18 protein-coding genes are annotated in these 24,892 nt (G+C 62.2%); 14 read left to right on the plus strand and 4 right to left on the minus strand.

Translation table 11 applies throughout. The features are described 5' to 3' along the window. Positions 1-52: 52 nt before the first annotated feature. From WNZ15_RS23925 to WNZ15_RS23985, 13 genes are all read left to right on the plus strand, one after another. Positions 53-1,840 (plus strand): serine protease, encoded by a 1,788-nt coding sequence (locus tag WNZ15_RS23925; RefSeq protein ID WP_342895557.1) that lies wholly within the window; start codon positions 53-55, stop codon positions 1,838-1,840. Between the two features lie 4 nt (positions 1,841-1,844). Then, on the plus strand, positions 1,845-3,125 hold the full coding sequence (locus tag WNZ15_RS23930) for a hypothetical protein (RefSeq protein WP_342895558.1): 1,281 nt from the start codon (positions 1,845-1,847) through the stop codon (positions 3,123-3,125). A gap of 11 nt (positions 3,126-3,136) precedes the next feature. After that, positions 3,137-6,286 (plus strand): virulence factor SrfB, encoded by a 3,150-nt coding sequence (locus tag WNZ15_RS23935; RefSeq protein WP_342895559.1) that lies wholly within the window; start codon positions 3,137-3,139, stop codon positions 6,284-6,286. A gap of 18 nt (positions 6,287-6,304) precedes the next feature. After that, positions 6,305-9,082 carry a virulence factor SrfC family protein gene (locus WNZ15_RS23940; protein ID WP_342895560.1) on the plus strand — a complete coding sequence of 926 codons (2,778 nt, stop codon included), beginning with the start codon at positions 6,305-6,307 and terminating at the stop codon, positions 9,080-9,082. 21 nt (positions 9,083-9,103) lie between these two features. Then, positions 9,104-10,288 carry a hypothetical protein gene (locus tag WNZ15_RS23945; protein ID WP_342895561.1) on the plus strand — a complete coding sequence of 395 codons (1,185 nt, stop codon included), beginning with the start codon at positions 9,104-9,106 and terminating at the stop codon, positions 10,286-10,288. Between the two features lie 2 nt (positions 10,289-10,290). Beyond that, positions 10,291-12,225, plus strand: coding sequence for a vWA domain-containing protein (locus WNZ15_RS23950; protein ID WP_342895562.1), 1,935 nt, complete (start codon positions 10,291-10,293; stop codon positions 12,223-12,225). A gap of 14 nt (positions 12,226-12,239) precedes the next feature. After that, complete coding sequence (locus tag WNZ15_RS23955) at positions 12,240-12,944, plus strand: ABC transporter ATP-binding protein (protein ID WP_342895563.1); 705 nt, start codon at positions 12,240-12,242, stop codon at positions 12,942-12,944. Positions 12,945-13,008: 64 nt separating this feature from the next. After that, positions 13,009-14,148: a hypothetical protein gene (locus WNZ15_RS23960; protein ID WP_342895564.1), complete on the plus strand. Its 1,140-nt coding sequence runs from the start codon at positions 13,009-13,011 to the stop codon at positions 14,146-14,148. Positions 14,149-14,311: 163 nt separating this feature from the next. After that, complete coding sequence (locus WNZ15_RS23965) at positions 14,312-15,727, plus strand: SUMF1/EgtB/PvdO family nonheme iron enzyme (RefSeq protein ID WP_342895565.1); 1,416 nt, start codon at positions 14,312-14,314, stop codon at positions 15,725-15,727. A 30-nt stretch (positions 15,728-15,757) separates the two neighbouring features. After that, positions 15,758-16,480: a hypothetical protein gene (locus WNZ15_RS23970; protein WP_342895566.1), complete on the plus strand. Its 723-nt coding sequence runs from the start codon at positions 15,758-15,760 to the stop codon at positions 16,478-16,480. A gap of 55 nt (positions 16,481-16,535) precedes the next feature. After that, positions 16,536-16,985 carry a hypothetical protein gene (locus WNZ15_RS23975; protein WP_342895567.1) on the plus strand — a complete coding sequence of 150 codons (450 nt, stop codon included), beginning with the start codon at positions 16,536-16,538 and terminating at the stop codon, positions 16,983-16,985. Positions 16,986-17,658: 673 nt separating this feature from the next. Next, positions 17,659-18,366 carry a VWA domain-containing protein gene (locus WNZ15_RS23980; protein ID WP_342895568.1) on the plus strand — a complete coding sequence of 236 codons (708 nt, stop codon included), beginning with the start codon at positions 17,659-17,661 and terminating at the stop codon, positions 18,364-18,366. 2 nt (positions 18,367-18,368) lie between these two features. Continuing rightward, positions 18,369-19,304, plus strand: a complete 936-nt coding sequence (locus WNZ15_RS23985; RefSeq protein WP_342895569.1) for a hypothetical protein — start codon at positions 18,369-18,371, stop codon at positions 19,302-19,304. A gap of 43 nt (positions 19,305-19,347) precedes the next feature. On the opposite strand, the gene WNZ15_RS23990 is transcribed toward WNZ15_RS23985, so the two are convergent. Genes WNZ15_RS23990 through WNZ15_RS24005 form a run of 4 tightly spaced genes read right to left on the minus strand, consistent with a single transcriptional unit; the run spans position 19,348 to position 22,663 of the window. After that, the gene (locus WNZ15_RS23990) at positions 19,348-20,121 is read right to left on the minus strand and encodes an ATP-binding cassette domain-containing protein (RefSeq protein ID WP_342895570.1); all 774 of its coding nucleotides are present in this window, start codon (positions 20,119-20,121) and stop codon (positions 19,348-19,350) included. A gap of 1 nt (position 20,122) precedes the next feature. Beyond that, a complete protein-coding gene (locus WNZ15_RS23995; protein WP_342895571.1) occupies positions 20,123-20,917 on the minus strand; it encodes an ABC transporter permease subunit in 795 nt (264 codons plus the stop codon). Between the two features lie 5 nt (positions 20,918-20,922). Continuing rightward, on the minus strand, positions 20,923-21,762 hold the full coding sequence (locus WNZ15_RS24000; protein WP_342895572.1) for a hypothetical protein: 840 nt from the start codon (positions 21,760-21,762) through the stop codon (positions 20,923-20,925). Between the two features lies 1 nt (position 21,763). Then, a complete protein-coding gene (locus WNZ15_RS24005; RefSeq protein WP_342895573.1) occupies positions 21,764-22,663 on the minus strand; it encodes a substrate-binding domain-containing protein in 900 nt (299 codons plus the stop codon). Between the two features lie 1,300 nt (positions 22,664-23,963). Here WNZ15_RS24005 and WNZ15_RS24010 point away from each other — a divergent pair. After that, positions 23,964-24,878, plus strand: coding sequence for a hypothetical protein (locus WNZ15_RS24010; protein WP_342895574.1), 915 nt, complete (start codon positions 23,964-23,966; stop codon positions 24,876-24,878). Positions 24,879-24,892: the final 14 nt, after the last annotated feature.

Raw genomic sequence — 24,892 nt, forward strand, 5'->3', positions numbered from 1 at the left:
ATATATATTTTTTTGATTTTCAGTTTTTTTAATAAATTTACGAGGTTTCCCCGTGCGGTGGAACTATATCGCCAAACAATCCCTGTCGGATTTTTCAGAATCGACTTTCGACGAAAACAAGATCTATGACATTTATGACAGAGTCATTGACATCATCTCGTCTGAAGTGAACGAACAGACAGCTTCTTTCTTTGCAAGGCCGGAAGTGCTGCGGGGAAACGGACAGTCGACGACGACGGTTGCCTGGTATTCGGCCCAGGCGGGAGACGCCCGCCGATGGCGTGATCTCGATGACACGTCCAGGGACTTCGTCGCAGATCAGGTCCGCCTTATTCTGGCGGCCCTGCGGCCGCTGCTCACGCATCCGGAGATTGGCGAATACCTTCAGCGGTGGCTGAACCTCACGAACTTCCAGGACAATCTCTATGTCGTGTCCAACCGCCCGGTGATCGTAAACTGGGGCCTGGTGCCCACCGCCGCGGAGGAAGACCGCGAACTCCGGCGCGCGTTTTTCGCCGAGAACCTCGGCCAGTTTGCCGACTGGATCACATTCGTCCCTTTCCTGGAGACCGAACAGCTTGAGCTGAAAACGGCTCTTTCCGGTGCCGGCAGTGAACCGGCGCCGCGAACAGGCGCGGCCGCAATCGCCGGCGCCGCGGCGGCGGCCAGTGCGGGCCCGGCACCTGACGACAGCGCCATCCCCCTGAACGACACCTCCCGGGATCAGCGGTCCTTCTCCCAGGTGGCGTGCTGGCTGCCGCTGGCCGTTCTTTGCGGAGCCTCTTTGCTGCTTCTTCTGGTTCTGCTGTGGCCCGGTGTGCTGATCTACCCGGCCGCGCCGCAAGTGGCTGCAGGCGACCTTGCCGACGCGGAACAGGTTCTCCGGCGCCGGATCGCCGACCTGCAGGGCACGCTGTCGGCGGGCACCTGCAGTCTGACCGATGCCAGTACGGCCGATCTCATCCGCCCGGTCACCGCGGACGCGTCGCCGCAGGTGATCCGCCCGCAGCTTCGGCCTTTCACGCCGGGCCAGACCGCGGCGACGCAAATTCCGCCGTCGCCCCGCCAGGTCGAGGTTCCGCCGGCGGTCCCCGGCGCATCGCCTTCCACCCTGATCGAGAAACTCGACAGCGCCGCCGTGCTGGTGTTCTCGCGCAAGAGCAACTCGGTTGTGACCGGATCCGGCTTCTTCGTGAATGCCAGCGACATCGTGACCAACCGGCATGTGGTCGAAGGCACGTCATCCCAGTTCTACGTCGTCAACAAGGCGCTTGGCGTGCCGATGAAAGTCGATGTGGTCTCCCTGACCGCCAGGAAAACGGAAACCGGCTCGATCGACTTTGCGGTTCTGCGCCTGGTGGACCAGCCCCCGGAGCACGAGGTGCTCGCCCTTGGAGCGAACGTCCAGCGTGGCGCGAACGTGCTGGCCTACGGGTATCCTTCCTTCGTCATGGAAACCGACGCGACCTATCAGTGCCTGCTGGCCGGCAACCAGGATTGCGTGCCCGTCGGCTCCGTCACCACAGGCATCGTCACGGCGCTTCAGACCGGCGGCAACGGCCTGCCGCTCGCGCTTCATACGGCGACAATATCCGAAGGCAACAGCGGCGGCCCGCTGGCCGACTATTGCGGCAGGGTCGTCGGCGTCAACACATTCGGGCGGCGCAACGCAAAACGCCTGCAGCAACTCAACTTCGCGCAACGGGCACGGGCGCTGGCCGGTTTCCTGGATGCGAACGCCGTGCCTTTTTCCTCGGAAGACGCGGCCTGTTCGCTCGTGCGGGAAGCCCGGGCGGTGACCGATGGCGCAAACGGGCAATCGCCGGAAGCAGCGGAGTAGGCCCGTGCAGAGCACACGCATCCACCGCGCCACACGCAGCTCCATCTCGGCTCTCGGTCAGTTTGTTGCTGATTTTGACCTGCTCCAGACAGAGCTGGAGAAACTCAGGCCCGGCGCGAAATCCGTCATCGCCGAACCTGTCCTGAGCACGGATGGCGCAACCATCGACTGGTACGTCCCCGGCCGGGTAAGCGCCCGGCCTCTGGACAGCGCCACACCGGAAGAGCTTGAAAAGGCGGAAGACAGTCTGAGCGAGCTGCGCACGCTCGCCTTCGAACGCGCAGAGGAGCTGAAGCGCAGCACGGATCCGGACAGTCACCATCTGGCGGCCGCGCTGGGGGCAATGTTCACCGTGCCGTCCCGTGAATTCATGTTTCTGGTCGAAGGCCGCCCGGTTCTTGCCGGCTGGGCGTACCGCAAGGACGAGACCGAGGCCCATCGCGTCGGATTTCATGTGCTGGCGCCCGTTCCGGCCCCTGCCCCGGCATCCGGGTCCGCCCGGGAGCCAGGGACGGACACGGCCTCGTTCCAGGGATCTTCCGATGGTCTGAACCGGACGGAAGCCGTCACGCCTGTCCCGCCGCGCCGGCGGACCTGGCTGATGGCAGCCCTGCTTGCCCTTCTCCTGTTGTTTCTTGCAGTCATTCTCTGGCTGCTGTTCAGGGCCTGCGCCATCGCTCCGCTCGCACCCGTGGTGAACTGGTTCGGTCTTGAAACAGGCTGCGAAACGGAGATCGCCCGGATCTCCACGGTCCAGAGCCTGACACGCCAGCTTGAAGACCTCGAACGGCAGATCGCTCTCGACGTGAGCACCTGCGGCCCGGCGCAGGACACGGATCTCGACCGGCGTCTTGAAAATGCCCGGATCGATGTCTCCAGGGGAGAATTCGAAATCACGCTTCTGTGGACGGGCAAATCCGATCTCGACCTTGCCGTGACGTTCGAATGCGGCCCCGGCAATCCGAAGCAGATCACCTTCAAGGACGTCAACAAGACCATCTGCAACGGCGTCCTCGACAAGGATTTCAACCGGCAGGGCGGAAGCGATCCAAATGCCGAGGCCGCGGAACACGTCACCTGGGCAAGGCTGCAGGACCTGCCGCCCGGTCCGATGAAAATCTATGTCACCAGGTACACGACCAACGCCGATCCCCGTCCCGACGTGCCCTACGACCTGGTCATCCACCACAACGGCGATGTGACCCGGAAAATATCCGGACAGGCCAGCAGCCGGGGCCGCACGGCAACGGATCGCAGACGGCTGGTCCTGACGCTCGACAACTAGGAAGCAGAACGATGGCTGTCAAAGACGAGACGTCCAACTCAGATTTCATTCTCGTGCCGAATTCGGGCGTTCAGTTCGTCACGCTGAAGCTGAATATCGAGCGTCTGAATTCGTTCAGCCGCAAATTCATCGAACGATGCGGCCCGCTGGCACAGACCGGAGAGGGTGAACAGCAGCAACAGGCCCAATGGCAACTCCTCAAGGGCTGGAACAGCGAGGACCCGCAAGGGGAGCCCGAGCATGAACCGGCGGGCGACGATGTCGACTATGACATCAACAAGCTCAGGGCTCTGGAGCCCTTTCTGGAGAAATGGGTGCCCGTTCCCTATCTGCGGGTCAACAAGGCGGCCACCAGCCGCTCGGGCCAGACATATGACGACGGACCGACCAACTGGGTGCGGGTGCGTGTTGTTGAGGCTCCCGAAGATGCCGAGCACGCGGACGCGACCCATCTGGCGACATTCGCCTTCGATACGATGATCGACGATTACAGACCGGCGGCGGAGCTTGAAAACGCCGACGGATCCGCGCAGCCCTATGTTCCCTATACCGAACCGAGGGCCGCCGACATCGAGACGCCGCGCCGCTTCGCATTCGTCTCCGACATGGACACCGCCGTGCGTTTTCTGGCGGACTACAGAAAAGACCCGGCAACCGCCGAGATCCACGACTACCAGCGCTGGGTGGCGTCATGGCTCGAGGACCTGTTCACGAATTTCCTGAGAGCCAAGCAACGGCGCCAGACTTTGCGAGAAGACGATTTTCAGGGCAGGAAACTGGAGCACGTCGCGCGATGGATCACGTTTCTGGAACTGCTGACCACCACCGCCGCCCCCAGCGAAGCACGCTTCGTGGACACGCTGTCCGACCAGCCCCGTTTCAAGCCGGTGGATGTCGATCTGATTCTGGATGTCGGCAACAGCCGGACCTGCGGCATCCTCATCGAGGACCTGCCGAACCAGGATGACCTGGGCATCGAGGGTTGCCAGACCCTCGAAATTCGGAACATCGGACAGCCCCATCTGGTGTACCGGGAGCCGTTCGAGAGCCACGTGGAATTCGCGCAGGCTTCCTTCGGTCCGGAAAACCTGTCCAGGGATTCCGGGCGCACCCGCGCATTCTTCTGGCCAAGTCTCGTCCGGGTCGGTCCCGAGGCCCATCAACTGCGCAACAGGAACGGCAGCATGGACGACCTGTGCGGCATGTCCAGCCCGAAACGCTATTTGTGGGATGTCGCCGAAATGAACCAGGCCTGGCGTTTCCCCAGCGGCGACTACATTGACGGCACCCCGCCGTCGGTCGGATTGAAGATCCGCAAGCACGTGAATTCGTCCGGTGACATTCTGTCCGTGGTGACGTCGAAAAATCATCGCAAGATTTTCGAGAGCCTCTACCCCGACAGGAACCGGGCGGCGATCGAGAAACAGTCACGGGAATTCAGATACTCCCGGTCCGCAATGTATTCCTTCATGCTGGCCGAGGTCATCTGGCAGGCCTTCGTCATGATCAACAATCCTGCCGGGCGGCGCAGCCGCAGCCAGAGCGAGGTTCCGCGCCAGCTTCGCAACATCATCCTGACCCTGCCGACGGCGGTACCCACCCGCGAACAGCGCATCATGAAAATGCGTGCGGAGGCCGCCGTCAGCCTGATCTGGGACCTGCTGGACTGGTCCGCCAACCCGCCGCGCGGCGTGGTCAAGCCGAATGTCAGAGTGGCCTGGGACGAGGCCTCATGCGTTCAGCTTGTCTGGCTCTATGGCGAGATCGCGGTCAAGTTCGGCGGCAATATCGACGGTTTCTTCAAATTGACCGGCAAGCCGCGCCAGCTCTTCGACACCGACAAGCCGCCGCAGCCGGATGTCCCGCCGGCCCCCTCGCTCAGGATTGCGAGCCTCGACATCGGCGGCGGCACCACCGATCTGATGATCACCACCTATTTCCATGAAGAGAACCGGGCCATTGTTCCCGTTCAGACATTCCGGGAAAGCTTCCGGATCGCCGGCGACGACATTGCACGCTCCGTGATCGAGCGGATCATCGTGCCGGCCTTCATCAATCACCTTTCCGCCCTCGGCGTTCAGGGGCCGCGCGAACTGCTGAAATACTGCTTCAACAATCACGCGAACATCACCAAGCAGGAAACCAACCAGAGGCGCCTGTTTGTTCAACGCGTGTTCCTGCCGGTTGCCTATGAGCTCATGGCCCAGTTCGAGCAGATGCCCCCCCATGACTACGGCAGCGCGCGCAGCCTGAGCCTGGGCGAATTGCTTCCCGGGATTGACGAGACGGCACGCGATGCCACCGGTTTCATCGAGGATCAGATCCCGAACCGCGACGAGCTGAACCTCCTTTTGAGCGACATCCGCATTCCCTTCAACTTCGAGAGCCTGAGACAGGCGGTCCAGGAACCGCTCGAGGCGGTGATGGACAATCTCTGCGAAGCGACCGGGCACTTCGACTGCGATATCGTGATCCTGTCGGGGCGGCCGAGCAAACTGCCGGCGGTGCGCGAAATGGTCTACAACCGGCTGTCCGTGCCGACCAGCCGGATCGTCGCCATGCATGAGTACCGGCCCGGCAACTGGTATCCGTTCCGGTCCCACGACCGCGTGCGCCTGGGGGATCCGAAGACCTCGGCGGTTGTGGGCGGCACCCTTTGTGCCCTGTCTGAAGGCCGGCTGCGCAACTTCCTGCTTTTCACCAACAGACTTCAGATGCGTTCGACCGCGAAATACATCGGCCGCCTGGAGAGCAACAACAAGTTGCTGAACAAGAACATCGTGTTCTCGCCGGATGACCTGAACGACAGCGCGCAGGGCGAAGTCATAAAGAACGTCTCCTACTTCACCAAGGAATTCTACGGTTACAAGCAACTGCCCCTGGAACGCTGGGTCGCCTCTCCGCTTTACCTGCTCAACGAAAACAAGAGTTCCAACTCCTATGCCACGCCGATCACGATTTCCCTGAAGCGGGCGGAACTCGTCGATGAGGAGAACCCCAATGAGCTGCTCGATGCGGAAAGCCGCAAGGAGGAGCTTTTGATCGAAGAGGCGATCGATCGGGAAGGCACACCGGCACGCCGGTCCCTCAGTCTGGTGTTCAGGACGGTGGACGACAACAGCGACAGCTACTGGCTGGATTCCGGAATTATTTCTATCTAGGATTTTCGAGGCCGAACGATGAACGACATTGCAGACACACTGGAAGACGGCGCCCGCGACACCGCCACGACGGTGCAGGAGCTGATTGACTGGACGCGTTTCCTGGCAAACGAAAAGACCGTGGCCGGCCAGAAACCCCATGTGCTGAAAGAACTCATGCGGGGGGCCATATCGGCCAAGCGCCTCGCCAAGGCGGCGCAAAGGCCGATGGCTGTTGCGGTGTTCGGGGCAAGCCAGGTCGGCAAATCACACCTGATATCGGTTCTGGCACGCAAGGACGACACCTTGCAGGCCGTGTTCGACGGCATCGATGAACCTGTGAGCTATATCGACAAGATCAACCCGGACAAGGGCACCGAGGCAACCGGCCTCGTGACGCGCTTCACGATACACCGGAGCCCGACACCGGACGGCTTTCCGGTTCAACTGGAACTTCTGGAACATGCCGACATCATCAAGATACTGGCCAACAGCTACTTCTTCGACGGCAATCCGGCGCGCTACGAGGAATGCATGGAGCCGCAGGAGATCACGGCCCATGTGGACGCCTTCAAGCAGTATGAAACCCTGCCGGAAAAAGACAACGGCCTGACGCCCGAAGATGCCTGGGACCTGGAAGCCTATCTCAGCAACAACATCAAGGAATCCGAGCTCACCAAGAGGCTGCGGCGTTCGGAATTCTGGGAAGTTTCAGCGAAGATCATAAACAGGCTCACGCTGGAACAATGCGCCGCGTTCTTTGCCATCCTCTGGGGCCGCCATCAGGCCCTGACGGATGTCTATCTTTCACTCGTCACCGGTCTTGAAAAACTGGCTTTCGCCAGGGACGCCTTTGTTCCGCTGTCGGCGATCGACGTGACCGTCCCGGACGTCCAGTCCATCCTGGATGTCAGTGCGCTCGACAAGCTGGCCGACACCGATGGCGCTGGCGAAAACGTCGACGTCCGTGGTTCGGAAGGGCATCAGGCGTCTCTGCCCCGTCCGGTCGTCACGGCGCTGACCGCCGAACTGCGCATCTGCCTGAAGGATCGCCCCTGGGATTTTTTCGATCACACCGATCTGCTTGACTTTCCGGGCTATCGCGGGCGTGGCCTCAAGGCCAAGGGCATGCCCGGCGAAAGCGACGGCGACGAACCGCAGGGTCTCGCCAAGGCCTTCGAAACCGCTCTTTCAAAGACGGTGTCCGAACTGATGCTGCGCGGCAAGGTGGAATACCTGTTCCAGCGCTACGTCGCGGAGCAGGAGATCACCGCGATGCTGCTTTGCGTCAAGGAAAGCAACATGGACGTGGTCCAGTTGCCGGATGTCATTTCGCGGTGGATCGCATCGACACACGGCCAGACGCCGGAAGACCGTTCCGCAAGGCAGACGCTGCTCTATTTCGTGCTCACGCGTTTCGACATGCATTTCGAGGAGAAGGTGTCGGACGGATCGCTCGGCGTCGGCGCGCGGTTCGAGGGTCGGATGAAGGCCTCCCTTCTGGACCCGTTCGGCTCTTCGGAGAAGACCTGGGTGCAGAACTGGGCGAACGGGTTGCCGTTCCGCAACTGTTTCCTGATGCGAAACCCGAACGTGCGCAACCGGGCCATGTTCGATTTCGACGACAGGACCGAAGCCGCGATCCTGCCCGATCGTGTCGACTGGGTGAAGACCCTGCGGGAAGCCTTCATTTCCGTGGAGGCGGTGCAGCGCCACTTTGCCGATCCCGAACGTGCCTTCGACGAAATGATGCGCCTCAATGACGGCGGCTCCCGGTACATTGCGGAAAATCTCGCCTCGGTCTGCAAGCCGTCGGTGAAAACCGATCAGGTCCGCGCCTCGCTGAACGCACTGCGCCGCCATCTGACCTCCGTCATGACCCCCTTCTACGTGCCCACGGACATAGGTGAACGCGTCAAGGAACGGCTGGAGGTCTACAGCGGCCTGGCCGCCGAACTCGACCAGGCCGATCAGAACCACAAGCTCGGCACGCTGCTCAAGGGCCTGACCATCGATCCGATCGATCTTCGCGAGCAGCTTTATCGCGCGGACTTCCCGGCACCGGAAACAGGCACAGGCGATGCACGCGACAACGAGGCAAAACCGGAAGCGCAAGACAGGAAGCCGGCGGAAGGCCGGCGCGTTCCGGGGCGCCGCGTCCCCGGTCGCCGTGCGCTCGAACAGAGCGATGCCGGGAGCCCCCGCTCCTCCGAAGGCCCTGCGCCCAACGGCGCCGGCCCCGCCGTGCCGGTCCAGTCACTGCCCTACCGCCAGGCCTTGACGGTAGTCGAAGCCTGGCAGGACAACATGTACGAGATCGCGTCAAACCAGCATTTCTGCCAGGAAGTCGGCGTTTCCGCCGACAAACTGGGGGAGCTGGTCACCGAGGTTGCGAGCGCCGCCCGCAGGCAAAGGCTCATCGAACTGCTCTCGGAAAAAATCGCGGAGCAGGGTTTTGCCGGTGACCGCCGGGATCTTGCCCACGACAAGGCCACTGTCGTTTCGTCCCACTACCTGAACAAATTCATCTCGGATCTCGGCTTTTCGCTCCGACCGGATCAGGACCGGCTGCTCGAGATCCCCTATGGCGACACCGTCGAGCAGCAGGAAGTCTTCGCCCCCCGCCCCGTCACCTATGACGCCACGGGCATTGGTGCGCAGGCGGCACCGCTGCGGGACGCTTATGTCAGCGACTGGCTGGCGGCGCTTTACAGAACCGTCGAGGAAAACGCGAGTTCGGAAGACGGCCTGAACGTCGACGTCATCGAGAACACAAAGCTTGGCGACGCGCTGGACCGGTTGAGATCACAATACTAGGGCTGCGGGGCTGACAGGAAAATGTCGAACAAGGGTATCGAAGTTGCAAGGGACAAGGGATCCGGCCACGCACGGCTTCATGTCGGGCGTCCGGTCACGGCCCCGGTCCGGATCGCCGTTCAGCGGTGTGACCGGGACAACCGGACCTTCCTCGGCCGGCCAGGCGCAGCGACCGGCAGCAAGGAGCAGGCCTGGCAGGACTTTCAGACCTATTTTGATGTCGAGTTGGAGGGCGGGCAATCCGGCACCGGCGGCAGCCTGCTGCTTGGCCCGGAAATCTGCAACTACATCGATCCCTATCTCGATGTGATCTTCCTCGTCCAGGATGACAGCGGCGCGGAATTCCGGACCGACTACGAATTCTGGCCGGAGGTGCCGAAGTCGGGAAATCGCGGTCAGGGCACCATTGTGATGCCGCCGCGACCGGCCGAGGATGCCCCGCAGCCGGCGCCCCGGAACGCGGACACCGACACGCCCAGTCCCGGACCGGAGACACCCGGCACGGACGGGGATCCGGAGACCGGCGGGAACGAGACCGGCCTGGACGGGATCGACGGGGACGAAAACGCGGGTGCCGTGAACGGCGGCAGCAGCGAACAACCCGGCCGCCAGTGGCGGCTCTGGGCCGCGACGGCCGCGAGCCTCGTCCTGATGGCCTCCGCCAGTGCCGCCCTTTTCACATTCCACGAAGACATCCTGTGCAGAACCGGGCTGGCGGAGTGTTTGCCAGCAGAAGTCGTCCCAGTGGACCCCGAGCCCGAGCCCGAGCCCGAAATCCCGACTGGGCAGTCTCCGTGGGACGAGCTGATTTCGGGCGGCCCCGATCGCTGGGCCGGGCTCTACACCGATCCCGCGGCCGATCCGATCGAGGTGCACCGGCTCGCAACCACGCTGATGGAGCAACCGGACGAACCCGAGCGCTTCAACCACGGCGTCGAGGCCCTGTGGGCCGCCGCCCGGCAAAATCATCTGCCTGCCCTTCTGGAATTCGCCACGCTTTACGACCCGGCCCTCGGCGGCAGCGCGGCGTCGGCCGGGATCGAGAAGAAACCGGGTCTTGCCATGGACTACTACAAGCGCGCCGAAAGCGAAGGCAGCCCGGAAGCCACGCCGGCAATCGAGCGTCTGTGCGGCTGGTTGGCCGAGCGGCGGTATTCCGGTGACGGCTCGGCAAACGGAATTTACCTGGACAATTGCGGAGATTAGGCATGACAAGCACGAAAATTGCGACCCCGTTCCGGCGGCTATCGTTGTGTCTGCCGGGCACGGGGATTGCCGCGCTGATTTTTCTGGCCATCGCCTGTCAGGCCAGCGCGCAGGCGGCCACTGCCCTTCTGGAGCCGGGAACGTCGCAGATCTATCAGAGAATCATAACCAAACCCGACGGAGTCCTGGTCGAGGCTCCGGCCTCAGGCAGCCGGGTGATCGAGGCTGACGTCGCCGCTTTTTCGATCTTCTACGTGTTCGACCGCACCAACGGCTATGTCGCCGTTGGCGCCAATATCAACGGCGATGCCAAGGGCTGGATCGCGGAAACCCATGTGGTGAAGTGGCGCAGTCCGGTCGTGGTCGCTTTCAACAACCGGGAAGAAGCCAACCGGCCGCAGCAGTTGTTTTTCGACAGCAAGGCCAGTCTGGAAACCGTTGTCCGCGATGAGGAAACCGTCACACTGGTCTCCGGCCTGACCGCGGCTGCGCAGGCGGGAAATCCACCGAGCGCCGGAGTGGTGGCTCTTGAGCCCGAACACATGATCGACATCGAACAGAATTTCTATCTGTTCCCGATCCTCGATTTCAGTCACTCCCGGCTGGCATTCCGCCAAAGAGGCTACCTCCTTGAAGTCGCCTCGATCTCGGAGAGCGAACCCGAACAACAGGACCGGCAATTCCGGGCCGGCATCATCTTCGTGATCGACACCACCAAGTCGATGCAGCCCTATATCGACCAGACACGCGAAGCAATCCGGTCGATACAGCAGACACTCTCTACCTCCGAATTCGGGTCAGACGTTCGTTTCGGGCTTGTCGGCTTCCGCCAGGCGCCGGGAAATCGCACCGGTCTGGAATATCATGTGAAGACATTCCTTGAATTGGCGGAAGACAGCACGGCAGAAAAATTCGTCGAGGTCATCGGCACGATGAGCGCAGCGACTGTTTCCACCGAAGGGTTCACGGAAGACGCAATCGGCGGTCTTTACGAAGCGATCGAAGAGACTGACTGGGATGGCATCACCTCGAAATACGTCGTCCTGGTGACCGATGCCGGGCCGCGGCCCAGCGTCATGGGAGACAATCATGCCGGCGCCATGAACATAGAACAGCTCACCGCCCTGGCAGAACGGAAAAGGATACGCCTGCTCGCCATGCATCTCAAAACCGATGCCGGGCAGCCGGACCACGAGTATGCCCGAAGGGCCTACACCGCTGCGACGCTCCGTCACGGACATCCTTCCTACATCCCCATCGAGGGTGGCAAACCCGAGGCGTTCAGGGACCAGGCCGGCAACATTTCCAGACAGCTCGTCGAGAACGTCACCGCCGCAAGGGAGGGCCGTGTTCCGGAAGCGATCAATGACAGTCTGGGAGCGCAATTCATGGCGCGTGCCGGGCGGGCAATGCAGCTTGAATATGTCGGTGCGGCACAGGGAACGGAGGCGCCCCGGTTTCTACGCTCCTGGACAAGCGACATGGCGCTGATCAACCCGAGGACGCGCGCCCTGGACGTTCGCGTTCTGATGACGCGGAACCAGCTTTCCACGCTGGCGCAGATGCTGCAGCCGCTCGTCGAACAGGCCATGGCACCGGGCATGGACGCCGATGCGTTGACGTTTTTCCAGCGTCTGCAGGAAATCGCGGCGCAATCGAATACGGACGGGGCCCAGATTGCCGATATCAATCCGACCGGGCTGGTGCTGGAAGAGTTCCTCTCCCGCTTGCCCTATCGAAGCGACATTCTCTATCTCCAGGAAGAAGACTGGGTCAGAATGTCCCGGCCCGACCAGCGCAGCCTGATCCACGGATTGAGTTCCAAGCTAAGGTATTATCAGACTGTCCACGATGCGCCGGACCGCTGGGTGCAACTCGATCCGACCGCCTCTCCCGGGGAGAGCGTCATCCTGATGCCGCTGTCTCAGATGCCCTGAGGGAGCCGTCCAACATGGCCAAGTTATACGTGGAACGGCTGGTCAAGGTCCTCAAGGACAAAAACCGCCGGTTCAGGCTCGATGTGCCGCACTTCTCGCTTGAACCGGGAGATTGCAAGGCCATCCTGGGCGTGACCGGCTCGGGCAAGACCACCGCGATGGACATTCTCGCACTGGCCAGTCCGGTCAACCGGGCCGGCCAGTTCCGCCTGGAAGCGGATGGCAGCACACACGATCTTGGAACCGGCGCCGCGCACGCGGATCTGGCCCGGCTTCGGGCACGCCATTTCGGCTATGTTTTTCAGTCCAGCCCGCTGTTCCCGTTTCTGTCCCTGAAGGAAAACATCCTGTTGAGCCAGCAGTTGGCGGGCAGAAAGAACGGCAAGCTCATCACCAGCCTGCTGGCCGCCCTGGACCTTCGGGTGGATCCGCGCACGAAGGTGACCGACCTGTCCGTCGGCCAGCGCCAGCGCGTGGCGGTGGCCCGCGCCCTTGCCCATCGCCCGAGTTTCATCATGTGCGACGAGCCGACCGCATCGCTCGATCCAGCCACGGCAAGACGCCTGATCAGACTGATCGTGATGCTTGCCCGGGAGTATCGGTCCGCGGTCCTCATCATCACGCATAATCCGGAATTGCTCGAAGATCATAATTTCGAAATTTTCAGAACCATACCAAACAAGAAATCCAATCACTCAACGCTCAGACCTCACAATTGAAAGTAGTTTCGTGAACGGCATCCGACTTGGATTAATCTATTTCTTTCGAGTTCCCGGAGTGAACTTGCTGGCGGTCCTGGCTTTGTCGGCCTGCACCCTGCCGGTGCTGATATCCTGGGGCCTGAAAACCGGTTATGTCGATCCGATGATCGACGCCCTGCGCGGCAACCCGACGGTTCTGGAAGTACGTCTGCGCGGCGACCGCGCGATCGAGCCTCAGGAAATCGCGACGCTCGGCAACCTGCCCGGCATCGGCTATCTGGAGCCGACGACGCGAAGCCTGTCACTCAGGGCCTTCGCCTCGAACCTGGACAGGTCGCGCGAGGAAACGGCCACCCTCGTGCCGTCCAGCGAGGGCGATCCCCTGCTTGACGGAGTTCCCCCACCAAACCACGAGCAGGCCTATGTCAGCGCCCGGCTGGCGCGGCAACTCGAGCTTCGGCCGGGCGACACCTTTCCCCTCTATACGAGCCGCAGCACCGCCCCCTACGATCTGGAACTCCTGCTCGAGGTCGCGGGCATCATTCCGGTGGAAGTCGTTTCGGCCAGGAAAGTGTTCCTGGCGCCGGCCCTCACCTACGGGATCGAAGATTTCCTGGAGGGATATGAAGTGCCCGGCCTGGGTGTCTCGGGCACGCCCCGCCCGGTCGGGCAGCGGACCTTTGCAAACGCCCGGGTATTTGCCGACGGCATCGAAATGGTGGCGCCGCTTCAGACCGCTCTCGAGGAGCGCGGATACTACGTCGATACCAACGCGGCCTCCATCTCGTTTGTTCTGTCCATGAGCCGCGCGGCAACGTTCCTGACCGGTTTTTTCGGCGTGATCCTCGCCATCGGCTCGGCATTCTGCCTCTGGTCCTGCCTCAATATGAGTTTCACCCCGCAACGGCGCCACATTGCGTTGTTCCTGCTCATGGGAGGGCAGTTGAAGGACGTGATCGGCTACGTGCTCGTTCAGGTAATCGGAGTCTACATCAGCACAATCTTCACGCTAACTCTGGCATTTCTTTCGGTTTCTACACTTCTCGACAGGATCTGGTCCCAAGTCGACCTGATCAACGGCGGCGATACCCACCTTTCGATTCAACAACTTTTTGTTGCTTTTTTTCTTCTATTGGGTATGGTCTCCCTTATTGGTTTATTTTTTTCGTTTAAAGTTTTTTGTAAGTTTCCAGCGAGCGTTCTCCGGAATGAGTCATTTTAAACCTGCACTGTCAGGTTTTGCAGTAATTTGTCTTTTTTTACTATCAGATACGGCAATCTCTGCAAACGAAACCTGGCCGGAACTCCTGTACAATCCTGCCCCGTCGGAGGGAGACCAGAATCTTCCGCTGCCCTGCGGCGGAACCCTGACCCTGCGCAAGATCGTGACCAACGAGGTCTACGATCCCGACAATCCGCAAAGTGCCTTGTCCGACCGGGAGATCACGATTGGCAACAACAACAGCCAGAACCGGCGCTACATGGAAAACACCCGGGCTGAACATATTGCGGGGCCCATCGCCACCGGCCCGGGCGAACGTTTCTACTACATGGGCAAATACGAGATCACGACGGCGCAATACCAGGCGGTCATGGGCAAAGGCGCCGACTGCCCGGACCTGACCGCCCTGGAAGCGGAACTGCCGCAGAACAATCTGAGCTGGTACGAGGCCGTCGAGTTCACCCGCCGCCTCAACCAGTGGATCTATTCGGAAGAAAACAGTCTGGCCGCCCTGTCGGCGTTGGAAATCGCCAATGCCTATGTCCGGCTGCCCACCGAGGTGGAATGGGAATTCGCGGCCCGCGGCGGCGGCCGTGTCGGGTCGGCCGAACATGCCAATCTGACATTCCCGATGGATGCCCCGCTGGCCCAGTACGCCTGGTACAACGACAGCCAGTCGGCGGCGGGCAGGCTGCAGCCGATCGGTGCCTTGCGTCCAAATCCGGTCGAAATCCACGACATCTACGGCAACGTCGGCGAATTGACGCTCGAGCCGTTCCGGATGACCCGCGGCCCGCGCTTGCACGGCCAGGTGGGTGGATACGTCGTGCGGGGCGGCTCGTTCCTGAGCAGCAGTTCCAATGTGAATTCCGCACACCGCGACGAGCTGCCGTATTTCTCCCAGGAAGCCAGTGGCGAACACCGCACCCGCGCCAACGGAATGCGCGTGGTTGTCGGAACATCGGCAATCAATCAGACGGACATCGGCGCACTCGAAGCCGCGGCGCTGAGCCTCGGCAGCCAGGGGCCGCAATCGCTCGCGCCGAACGCGCAGGATCGTCTGGCGGCGGTCGCCCGGCAGACTGAGAGCGCCGAACTCAGACAGGAAATCGAGCGGCTTTCAACCGAACTGGACAACGAATTCGTCCGCCGGGACGAGCTGGAAGCAAAACACCTGAAAGCCATCCTCGAAGCCGCGTCCCTGCTGCACCGGGAGCTCACCGTGTCGGCTTTCTCGATCAAGAACCTCTTCGAAAGCTATCGGCTCGGGGTTGATCTCGGCGATACCGAAGAACAGCTCCAGTCCGACCGCGACTGGATCGAAAGAGAACTCGCCCATTTCGATCTCTACGCCCGGATCTATACGAACACGGTCCAGAAGCTGGCTTCGAACGACATTTCCAGGATCGGGCGTCTTGCCGAGGAACTGGCGGCGGAATGGCGTGCCCAGGGCGACACCGACGGTCACGGCACTCTTACGTCAACTGTCGAACAGGTCCGCGCTTACGCGGACGGGCAGGTGACCGATACGCGGGAGATTATCCGCAACGTGATTGGCGGAGACCTTCCCCGCAACTGATTTTCAGCGATACTATTGGGGGTATATATTATGTTTAAGTCATTGATAAATATTAAGTTTACCAGAGTTCTCACCATCAGCCTGATTTGCGCGGCTCTGACCGCCTGCCAGACGACCGGCGGCGGCGCGAACCTGTCGGTCGCGGAAAGGCAGCTGCGTCAAACGGAAACCAAACGCCTTGCGCAGGGCGTGGTCAGCGGCGCCGCGGTCGGTGCCGTTGTCACCGGTCTGATCACGGCTGCAGCCGGCGGGTCGCCGGAAGCCATCATCCGCAACGCCGCGATCGGCGGCGCGGTCGGCGGCATCGGCGGCGGCCTCTACGCGGGCAACGTCAACAAGAATTCGCGCGGCTACGCTCAGCAGCAGCAAGCCTACAAGGGCATCATTTCCCAGGCGGACGCCAACATTGCCTCTTACCGCCGCATGGCCTCCGCAGCCAACCAGGTGAGAGCGGATGAGGCCCGCAAGATTTCGCGACTGAATGAACAATTGCGCCAGGGGGCAATCACCAAGGCCCAATACCGTTCCGAGCTGTCCTCTGCCAGGGCCAATATCCGGCTGATCGAACGCCAGATCAACAATGCGCAGGCCGACGTGACCAGCCTGAACACGGCGATCCAGAACGGAGCACCAGGCGGACTGGTCTCGCGCCGCAATCAGCTCCAGGCGCAGAAAAACCTGCTCGTTCAGCGTCGCGACGCCCTGAAGAATGTCTACCGCCGCGCTCCGGACAGTGTCGGTGTCGGCATCTGATCCGTTCCGTGAACCGGCCACGTGGCTAACCCACGCATTTCATTGGATATTCGACATGCAGAAAAAACATTTTTTAAGGACCCTTGCACCCGCCGTTCTGATTGCCGGGGCGGCCGCCCTTTCCGGATGCCAGTCAAGTTGCACCGGCGACCCGACGCTGGACGGCCTTTATTGCGCAAGTGCCGGGCTCAGCAGCGGCAGATATGCCGCCGACACCAGACGGCTGCAGGCACAGGCCGACAGCCGTCTGGCCAGCGCGAGCGCTGCCCGGTCCCGGGCAGCCACCGCCCAGCGGAGCGCCTCCGCCTCGCAGCGACAGACCAGCGCCCTGCAAGGCCGGGCGGCCTCCCAGCAGGCCGAGATCAACCGGCTGCAGCGACAGCTCAACGCGTCTCAGGCGCGCCTTGTGAGCCTCCGCAGCACCGGATCTCCGGGCGAAATCGCCAGCCTTGAACGCGAGGTCGCACGGCTGCAGCGCCAGATATCCGTCCTGCGCAGAAACTAGAAAACCGATGACCTCCTCCCGATCCCGACTGCTGTCCGCAGGGTTTTGGCTTGGCTGGGTCCTGGCGGTGCTGATTATGTGCATCGCCGGGTACCTGCTGCTTTTTGCCTGCGGTATCACACTGTTCGCGCACACGATCAGCTGGTGCCCTCAATCCGGGCCGTCGGACTATGCACGGCTCGAGAAGGAGCTGCGGGTCCTCGAGGGCAAGGCCGTCTCGACCCTGCTTTGTCAGCCCCCCGCCGGAGGCAGATCACCGGTCGGTACCATCGCCCCCTCCCTGTCTCCTGCCGGGACCCAGGGCACCGGAGGCGGAATTGGAGGATCGGGCGCGACACAGGGCGCCGCCGCCCCCGGGCCGGTTTCAGGTGGCGGCGCCCCGCCAACTGAAACCGGGCCCGGTCCCGCCGGTCACGTGGCACCGGACAACGGCCAAGGCATTCCCCCCGGGGCCGCCGACGGCACTCCGGGACCCGGGAGTGCCTCTGGGAGCCCCTCTGGGAACGCCCCAGGCCTTGCCGCACCGGCCTCCGGTGATCAGCCATCCGGACAGTTGCCACCCGGCACCCCGCCTGCGGCGGCTCCCCTGGACAATGGTCCACCCGCTGCCGAAGCTCCGGCGGGACAGGCACCGGAAGGCCCCACGCCAACCACGCCGGCCCCGGATGCCCCTGTGGACCAGGAGGCGGCGGCCGGCACGCCGGATTGTTCCGGGACATCCGCCTCGCCGCAAACCGTCAGGGATCTTCTGCTGGTCCTGGACCATTCCAAGAGCATGGCCCTTCCGGCGGATGCGAATGCTACGGAGATCGAGGGTCTCGAACACATCATCGAGACGGGCCGCGCGTCCGAGGTCATGAAAGCCAACCGCAAGTACAACCAGCTTATCGCCAATGCCGGCACCAGTCGCCTCGATGAACTGAAGACAACGGTCCGCGAGATTGTTGAAGGCGATCCGGTGGACAGGAACTGGAGCCTGATCACATTCGCCGGCTGCTCAGGTGTCAGCGTCAAGGGAACGTTTTCCAAAGCAGAGCGGCCCGGCCTGATCGGCTTGGTCGAGAAACTCAAGGCACGTCCGTCCACCCCATTGGCAAAGGCGCTCGAGAGCGCGCTTCGACACGCCCGGTCGTCCGGTGACCACAGCGCCGCTTTGGTGCTTGTAACCGACGGTCGCGATACCTGCCGCGGCGATCCCTGTGCCGTGGCGCAAGCCGCGGGCCGGGATGTGCCAGTGCATGTCGTGACGATCGGTCAGGCGACGCAGCATGCCTGTATCGCCGAAGCGACAGGTGGCCAGCTCTTCACATCGGTGCGGGGGGCCGATCTCAGGGAGGTCTTGTCCAGCGCCGTCCGTACGGCAACTCCGGAGGGGTGCTGACCATGTCCTGGAAAGTTTTTGGCCCTGTCATCGCCTTGCTGCTTGCGCTTCCGGTGTCACTGCCAGCCGTTTCGCAACAGACATCGCCTCAGCTGAGCCTGCCGGGCATCGAGCCCCCTCCGATGCCTCCGGCCCGGCCACAACAATTGCAATTGCCGCTGACACCTGGCCGCCCCCAGACGCCTGAGAATTCTCCACCAGATCTTGACAACAGTGCAGACAGCGTCCTGGGCCAGTTGGGAAGGGATATCGCCAGATCAAGCGGAGCGATAACAGGGCTCGGGCTTGGCATTCTCGACACGATCGAGCAAAGCGGGACCTGCAACACCTTTGACGAAAGGCTGCAACGGGCACTCATGAATGCCGAGGCCAGCATCCTGTCCGACGCGGGCGGCATGATCGTCGGCGGCCTGCTGACCTCTGCCCTGGGCGGGAATGATCCGGGTTTGCTGTCGAAAAGCGTTGGTGACGTCGCCGGAAAAGTGGTGACTCACAAACTGAACAGGGCGATGTCCGAAAACATTGAAAATTACCTGCGCAGTCGCTTCAGCAACGACGAAGTCCTGGCTTACCAGTTGTGCAAGCTGACCCAGGCCGGAGAGACGGTTCGCGATGCCTTTGAACGGGCATTCGATCTCAGGTTCGCGGAGAGATGCAATCTGCGGATCGCTGAAGTCGACAGTCTTGGCGCGGCGGATTTCGAAGAGCGGTTTGCCTGCGCTTACCGGGATCGCGCCGACAGGGCCGCCCTCGACGGCATGATCGATGACGTCTTCCAGGCCAATCTCATTGTCTGCCGCGCCGGTCTTTCGCTCATCAGGGAACTGGCCCCCAACCGACTGCGGGTCGCGTCGGGTAGGCCGGAGACGCTCGGTTGCGACAGCAACGAGGATGTCACACGGACCTGGCAGGCCTACCTCGACGGCAGGACGGACTAGAAAGATGGCGCCACCCATTCACCGTATCGCCGGTGTTCCCGGCTCAGGATGCATGAAAATCCGGGTGTGCGAACGCGTATCCCGGTGATGTTTCGGCACCGAAAATTTCCTCAAACGTGCCCTGATGCAGAACCGGCGCGGCGGCATCGGTTTTTTCCAGAAAAAGGACGGATTTGCACGAGGGCGCGATGCGCATGTCGTGTGTGACCACCACGACCGGCTTCGATCCGGCAATCCGCGTCAGTGTCTTGCCGACCTCCGCCGTCAGCAGGGGATCGAGGGCGGATGTCGGCTCGTCGAACAGGAGGATCTGGGGCTCCAGAACAAGTGCCCGGGCAATCGCGAGCCGCTGCAACTGCCCGACCGACAAGGTCTCGGCGGACCGGCCGAGAAACGCCCCGCTGCATGGAAGGCCCGCTTGCAGGCACGCCGCTCGTGCCGCGTCCAGATGCCTGCTCTTCCGGCGTTCGCCCTGGATGCAGATCTGCGGGAGTGCGAGGTTTCTCAGGACGCTTCCATGGAAGGCCACCGGTTTCTGCGGCAGATACAGAACCTTGCGGCGCAGATCGGTTTCTTCCATGTCCCCGACCGGGCGGCCGTTGAACAGGATCTCTCCCGAGCGCTGCCGCACGTCCTTGTCCAGCAATCCCGTGGCTGCCCGGCACAGGCTGCTCTTGCCGCTCCCGGACCCGCCGAAGAGACCGGTCAGCCCGGCACCGGAAATCCCGAACGACAGGTTTTCGACAATCGTGCCGGTACCGCAGGCAAGCGAGACGTTCCTGAATTTCAGGGTCGGTCCGGTCGTCTCAATATGCATTTCAGTCTCCAGTCCGGCTGCGTTTGAAAATGAAAGAAAGAAGGCCCGGAAGACACTGCAACAGGCCCGAAAGACCGAACAGCAGAGCCGCCGCCGCATAGGCGGTGTGTTGCTGTCCGGGAGTTTCCTGAACAAGAACGAGAACATAGACAGACAGCGTCGCTCCCGGATCCATCAGCGAAGAGGCCAGTGCGAAGGAACTGCCGGACGTGAGGATCACAGCCGCGGCGTCTCCCAGGCCGCGTGCAAGCGACAGCCGCAAGGCCGTCCACAGAGAGGGCGCTGCGGCGGGCAGAACGCAATACCAGACGGCCTGGAACCTGGTCATGCCCATCATCCGGCACGTCGGCGACACGCGCCGCGCCTGAATGGCAAAGCCGTCCTGAAGCGTTGTCGCCACGATCGGCGCCAGGAGGCAGCCGAGGGTCAGGATGCCTGTCAGGGCCGACACCCCCAAACCCAGAACGCCGCCAAAAAGACTCGCACCCGCAACGCCCCAGAGCAGACGGGGAAACGTGCTGCCGAAATCGACGATCTGCCGGACGGCACCGCCGGGCGCCCGTCGGCCCAGCGCGGCGAAGGAGGTCAGGACCCCGGGCAAGGCCACCAGCCAGGCCAGGGCCGTCGCCCCCAGCACGATCCAGAAGGTGTTGCGCAGGACATGTGCCAACGCACCGAGCGAAGCGCTGCCGGCGGCAAGCTCCAGTCCGGGTGCGGCCAATGCCACCAGGACCAGCATCGCCGCGAAGGGCAGGATGGTCACGGTGAACAGCAGGATGCGGGGAACGGCCATCATGAGTTTCACTCTCCCTCGTTCGTGCCGCGCCTGATCCGGGCGGCGGCGGCCACACACATGGCGATCAGCAGAAGCAGCGTTGCGACGGTTACGGAAATGGCGGCCATGTAGTCGCCCGTGGCGACCGGAAACCCCTTCAACACGGCGGTGGCCAGCGTTTCCGTTCCCCCGAACACGGTCGGCGGAATCGCGGAAACGATGCCGCCAATGACGAGGCTCGCAGCCGTCGCCTCCCCCAGACCGCGCGCCAGCGTCAACAGGACCAGCGCCCCGGCCGTGCGCCTGATCTCCGGCCACAGACCGTGATAGAGGCAGGACACATGGGCAAAGCCGAGTGCCTTGAGCGAGACAAAGCGCGCACGGTCGGCATTTTCGATCAACGCAGCAAGCGACAGGACGAAACCTGCGAAAATCATGCAGGCGATCGCACACACGCCGGCCAGCAGGGAGAGCCCGGTGAAGGGTGTCAGGCAGGCCAGGACCAGAACCCCGACGACAATCGACGGCACGCCGGCCCAGACCCCCAGCGACACCCGCGCCAGCGCGACCAGCTTGCTGTCGTCCCTCTGCGCCATCAGGAAAGCACAGGGTGTTCCGAACAGGACCGTCAGCAGGGTGGCCGGCAAGGCCGCAAACAGGCTGCAGATCACAAGGGCGCCCACGCCGTAGTCCTGGCCTCCCGGGCGCCAGACAGGCTGCAGGAACCGCAGCCCGCCGGCCGAGACCAGCACCGAAGCGGCCTCCAGGATCAGAAAACCGGCCGCACCGAGGATCATCGCCGGTAAAAACCATTGCGAAACACCCGCGACACCCTTTTTCAAGACAGCTTTCGCGCGGCCGGTCATGTCAGCCCTCCCGTGCCGGTGCAAAGCCATGGTCGGCAAAGACCTTCCGCCCCTCCGGTCCGGTCGCGAAATCGACGAAGACCTGCGGCGCCAGGCTCCGGCGAAGCCCATTCACGCCGCTGCCCCCCAGCGATCCGGCCGTGTGCGCCGGACCCGCGTGATAGGCGTAGGCCAGCGGCCGGATGATCGGATAGGCGCCACTGGCCACCGTCTCCAGGCTGGGCGGGACACCGTTCAGGCGGATGATGCGCAAGCCGATGCCAGCGTCCAGCGCGGCCAGGGCATCCACATGGGAGACATAGCCCACCGCGCCGGCGGTGCGGCTGACATTCAGGACCATCTGGCCATTGCTGCCGGCCTCCGCATCCCCATGGAGCTGTGCAGGCACAAGACCCAGACCGCTGGCAAACGCCTGCCGCGTTCCCTGACCCTCCGGTTTCTGGACCACCACAACACCCGACGGGCGGGTCTTGCCGGAAGCAAGATACCGACAGTCCTCGACGGACATGACGTCCGGCAGGGGCGTATCGGGATGCGCGATGATGGCGATGCCGTCATACGCGGCCACCCGCACAGCGAGACCGTCCCGCTCCGCCTGCGACAGTTTCCTGGCGAGCATGGCGACATCGGAAGAACCCCCGCGAAGAGACCTCAGCCCGTAGCCGGTGCCGCCGGAACTGACATCGCACCGGAAATCGGATCTTTGGGCATTGAACAGGTTCGCGATGGTTTCGGTGGGAGGTGCGATCGTGGACGCGCCGGACACGGAAAGGCGTTGCCTCGGGTCGCCGCAGCCGCTCAGGCCGAGAGCGCCCAGTGCACCGAGTGCAGCGACCCCCTTGAGGACATCCCTCCGTCCCGGCCGCAAGCGCGCGGCAGGACCGGAGACGGGGGAGGGCAATGCCCTCCCCCTCCTGGTGCCCTTCGGCATCAGAGCGCCTTCAGCGCCGTGAGTGCCTTGCGCGGCGCAAGCGCCCCGAGAGCACCGAGAGCACCGAGAGCACCGAGAGCGCCGAGAGCGCGTTTGTTGACAGCCATGTTGTTTCCTTTCTCACGTTGCGGATCATTCCGCGATTGCGGTCGTCACGATGACTTCCGCTGAGAAGGAATCTAGCGAGAACGCTCCATTGAAACATCAATAAGCTATTGATTTCAAATTATTTTCTTTGAATTCAAATCTGATTTCAAATTTCAAAAATCTGAAATTTTCGCTTACCATTCGCCGATAACGTGCTATTTTTCGTAAGGTATCTCTTTCCTTGAATTTTCTGGAGGAACTTTGCCCGAAAGACGTGCTTTCGCAGATCAGGAGTATCTGGAGAAGATTTTATATGAGCATTTTTGTAATCGAAGATTTTGGAAAAAAAAGTGACTGGCTGCTCGGGAAAACTGAAAATTCGTCTCTTGCGCAGATCGTTGAAACGCACGGAAACACAATTGAAGACAAGCCGCATTCCTTGGGCTGGATAAAACGCTTCTCGAGCGCTGTTCAACAACAGAGACAGTTGATTATCGCCTGCGATATCTACAACGACACCAGCTTGCCGATGGACTTGTCTCAAATTGAGAAATGGCCTCGCACAACGACTGACTCAAAGTACGATTACTGGAAAAAGCGGTTCAGGGTTACCGATCAATATGCCCTGGCAATGTCCGCGTTGCTGGGCATTGGCCCGCCACAGGACGATCCGAATGAAGCGCAGGAAGTGCGTAATGAGGCGCTCCGCAAATGGTTTGAAAACAATTGGACAAGCTGGACCGAAGCCTCTTGCGACAAATTTGTTGCCGACTACGAGCAGGCTCTGATTGACGGAACGCTTCGGTTTCCGAAACGGGTAACCGATTTTTTCCAGATAAACTTGCCAGTCCCTGAAGCGGCGGGCCCGGCTGCCACAGACACACATTCGACCGGACCGGAGGGTGAACAGCCTGCGGGCCGAAGACCGGTGCCCCACCAATCACAGCCGCAGAACGAAGTTTCTGAAAAGATACCGGACCAGCCGCAAACCAGGGCCGCACAAACCGGCCTGGATCACGACGCCCGGGAAAAAAGTTCCCGGCCAAAATGGCTGATTTCAGCCGCCGTCGCCGGGATACTTCTGGCAGGCGGCGGCGCCTATGTCATTTCTGCGCGCTCCGCAGTACCCCAACTCCTGTGGCCGTCCGACAATTGGGCGGAATGTGTGCCCGGCGGCGGGCCGGTGACCGTGACGACGGCCGGTGGAGCGGTTCCGGCGGTTTTTTCCTGTCCACCCGACGGCTGGCTGGCCCTTCCGTCTCCCGGCCGCGCCGATGCGGCCATCCGGACGGTCGAACAGTCGGACCCGGACCTGACGCTCACGCCGGAAGAACTCACTTACGGCAGCCAGGTCAAAAGGGTCTATCGCCCGCAACGCTCCATCACCGAACTGGCCTTTGCCCCCAGAGACGTCGTCCTCCGGTTCGAGTGCGGCAACGGCGCCGACATTGTCGAGATCAGCCGCGAGGGCGCCGCGACAAGGGCCCTTCATTGCTCAACCAAGGAACGGCCTTTCAACATTCTTACTCCGGAAGACGCCAGAGTAGATCTGGTTTTCCGGAACCAGGGCGGCGGATCACCGCAGAGCTGCCAGGCGGTGTTGGCTCACGTCGACACCATCGACCTGATCTACCCGGATGTCTGCACCGCATCGATCCCGGACAGTATTGCGCGGCCCCCGCTCCGCCCCTTTGTCGCAGGCCTGGACACCCGCACCGATCCACATACCGGGCTGGTCTGGATGCGGGACCTGTTTCGATATGGCAACGCTGCCCAGATCGAACCGGACAACGCGGACAACAGCCTTGCGGTCATACTGGCGGCGGTTGTGAGGGACACCGGCCAGGACGGCTGGCGGATCGCGAGCGACGTGGAGGTCCAATCGGCTGCCAGGAGCATTTTCCTGCCGCAGGGTCCGGTGGAGACCGAGCGGTTGCGCGGGATCGTGGCCGATCCGGATTGTTCGAACGGCGGCTTCGCCAAACTCGATATTTCCGCAAGACAGGACGCGCCCCTGGCGGGCACCGGGTTCGAACTGGCACGGCCATGCAACCTGAACGCGCCCGAGTTCGGCCTCTGGCTTGTCCGCGAACCGTGAAGCCGGTCTTCGGT

The organism is Roseibium sp. AS2 (genome assembly GCF_038900065.1).
Classification (GTDB): Bacteria; Pseudomonadota; Alphaproteobacteria; order Rhizobiales; family Stappiaceae; genus Roseibium.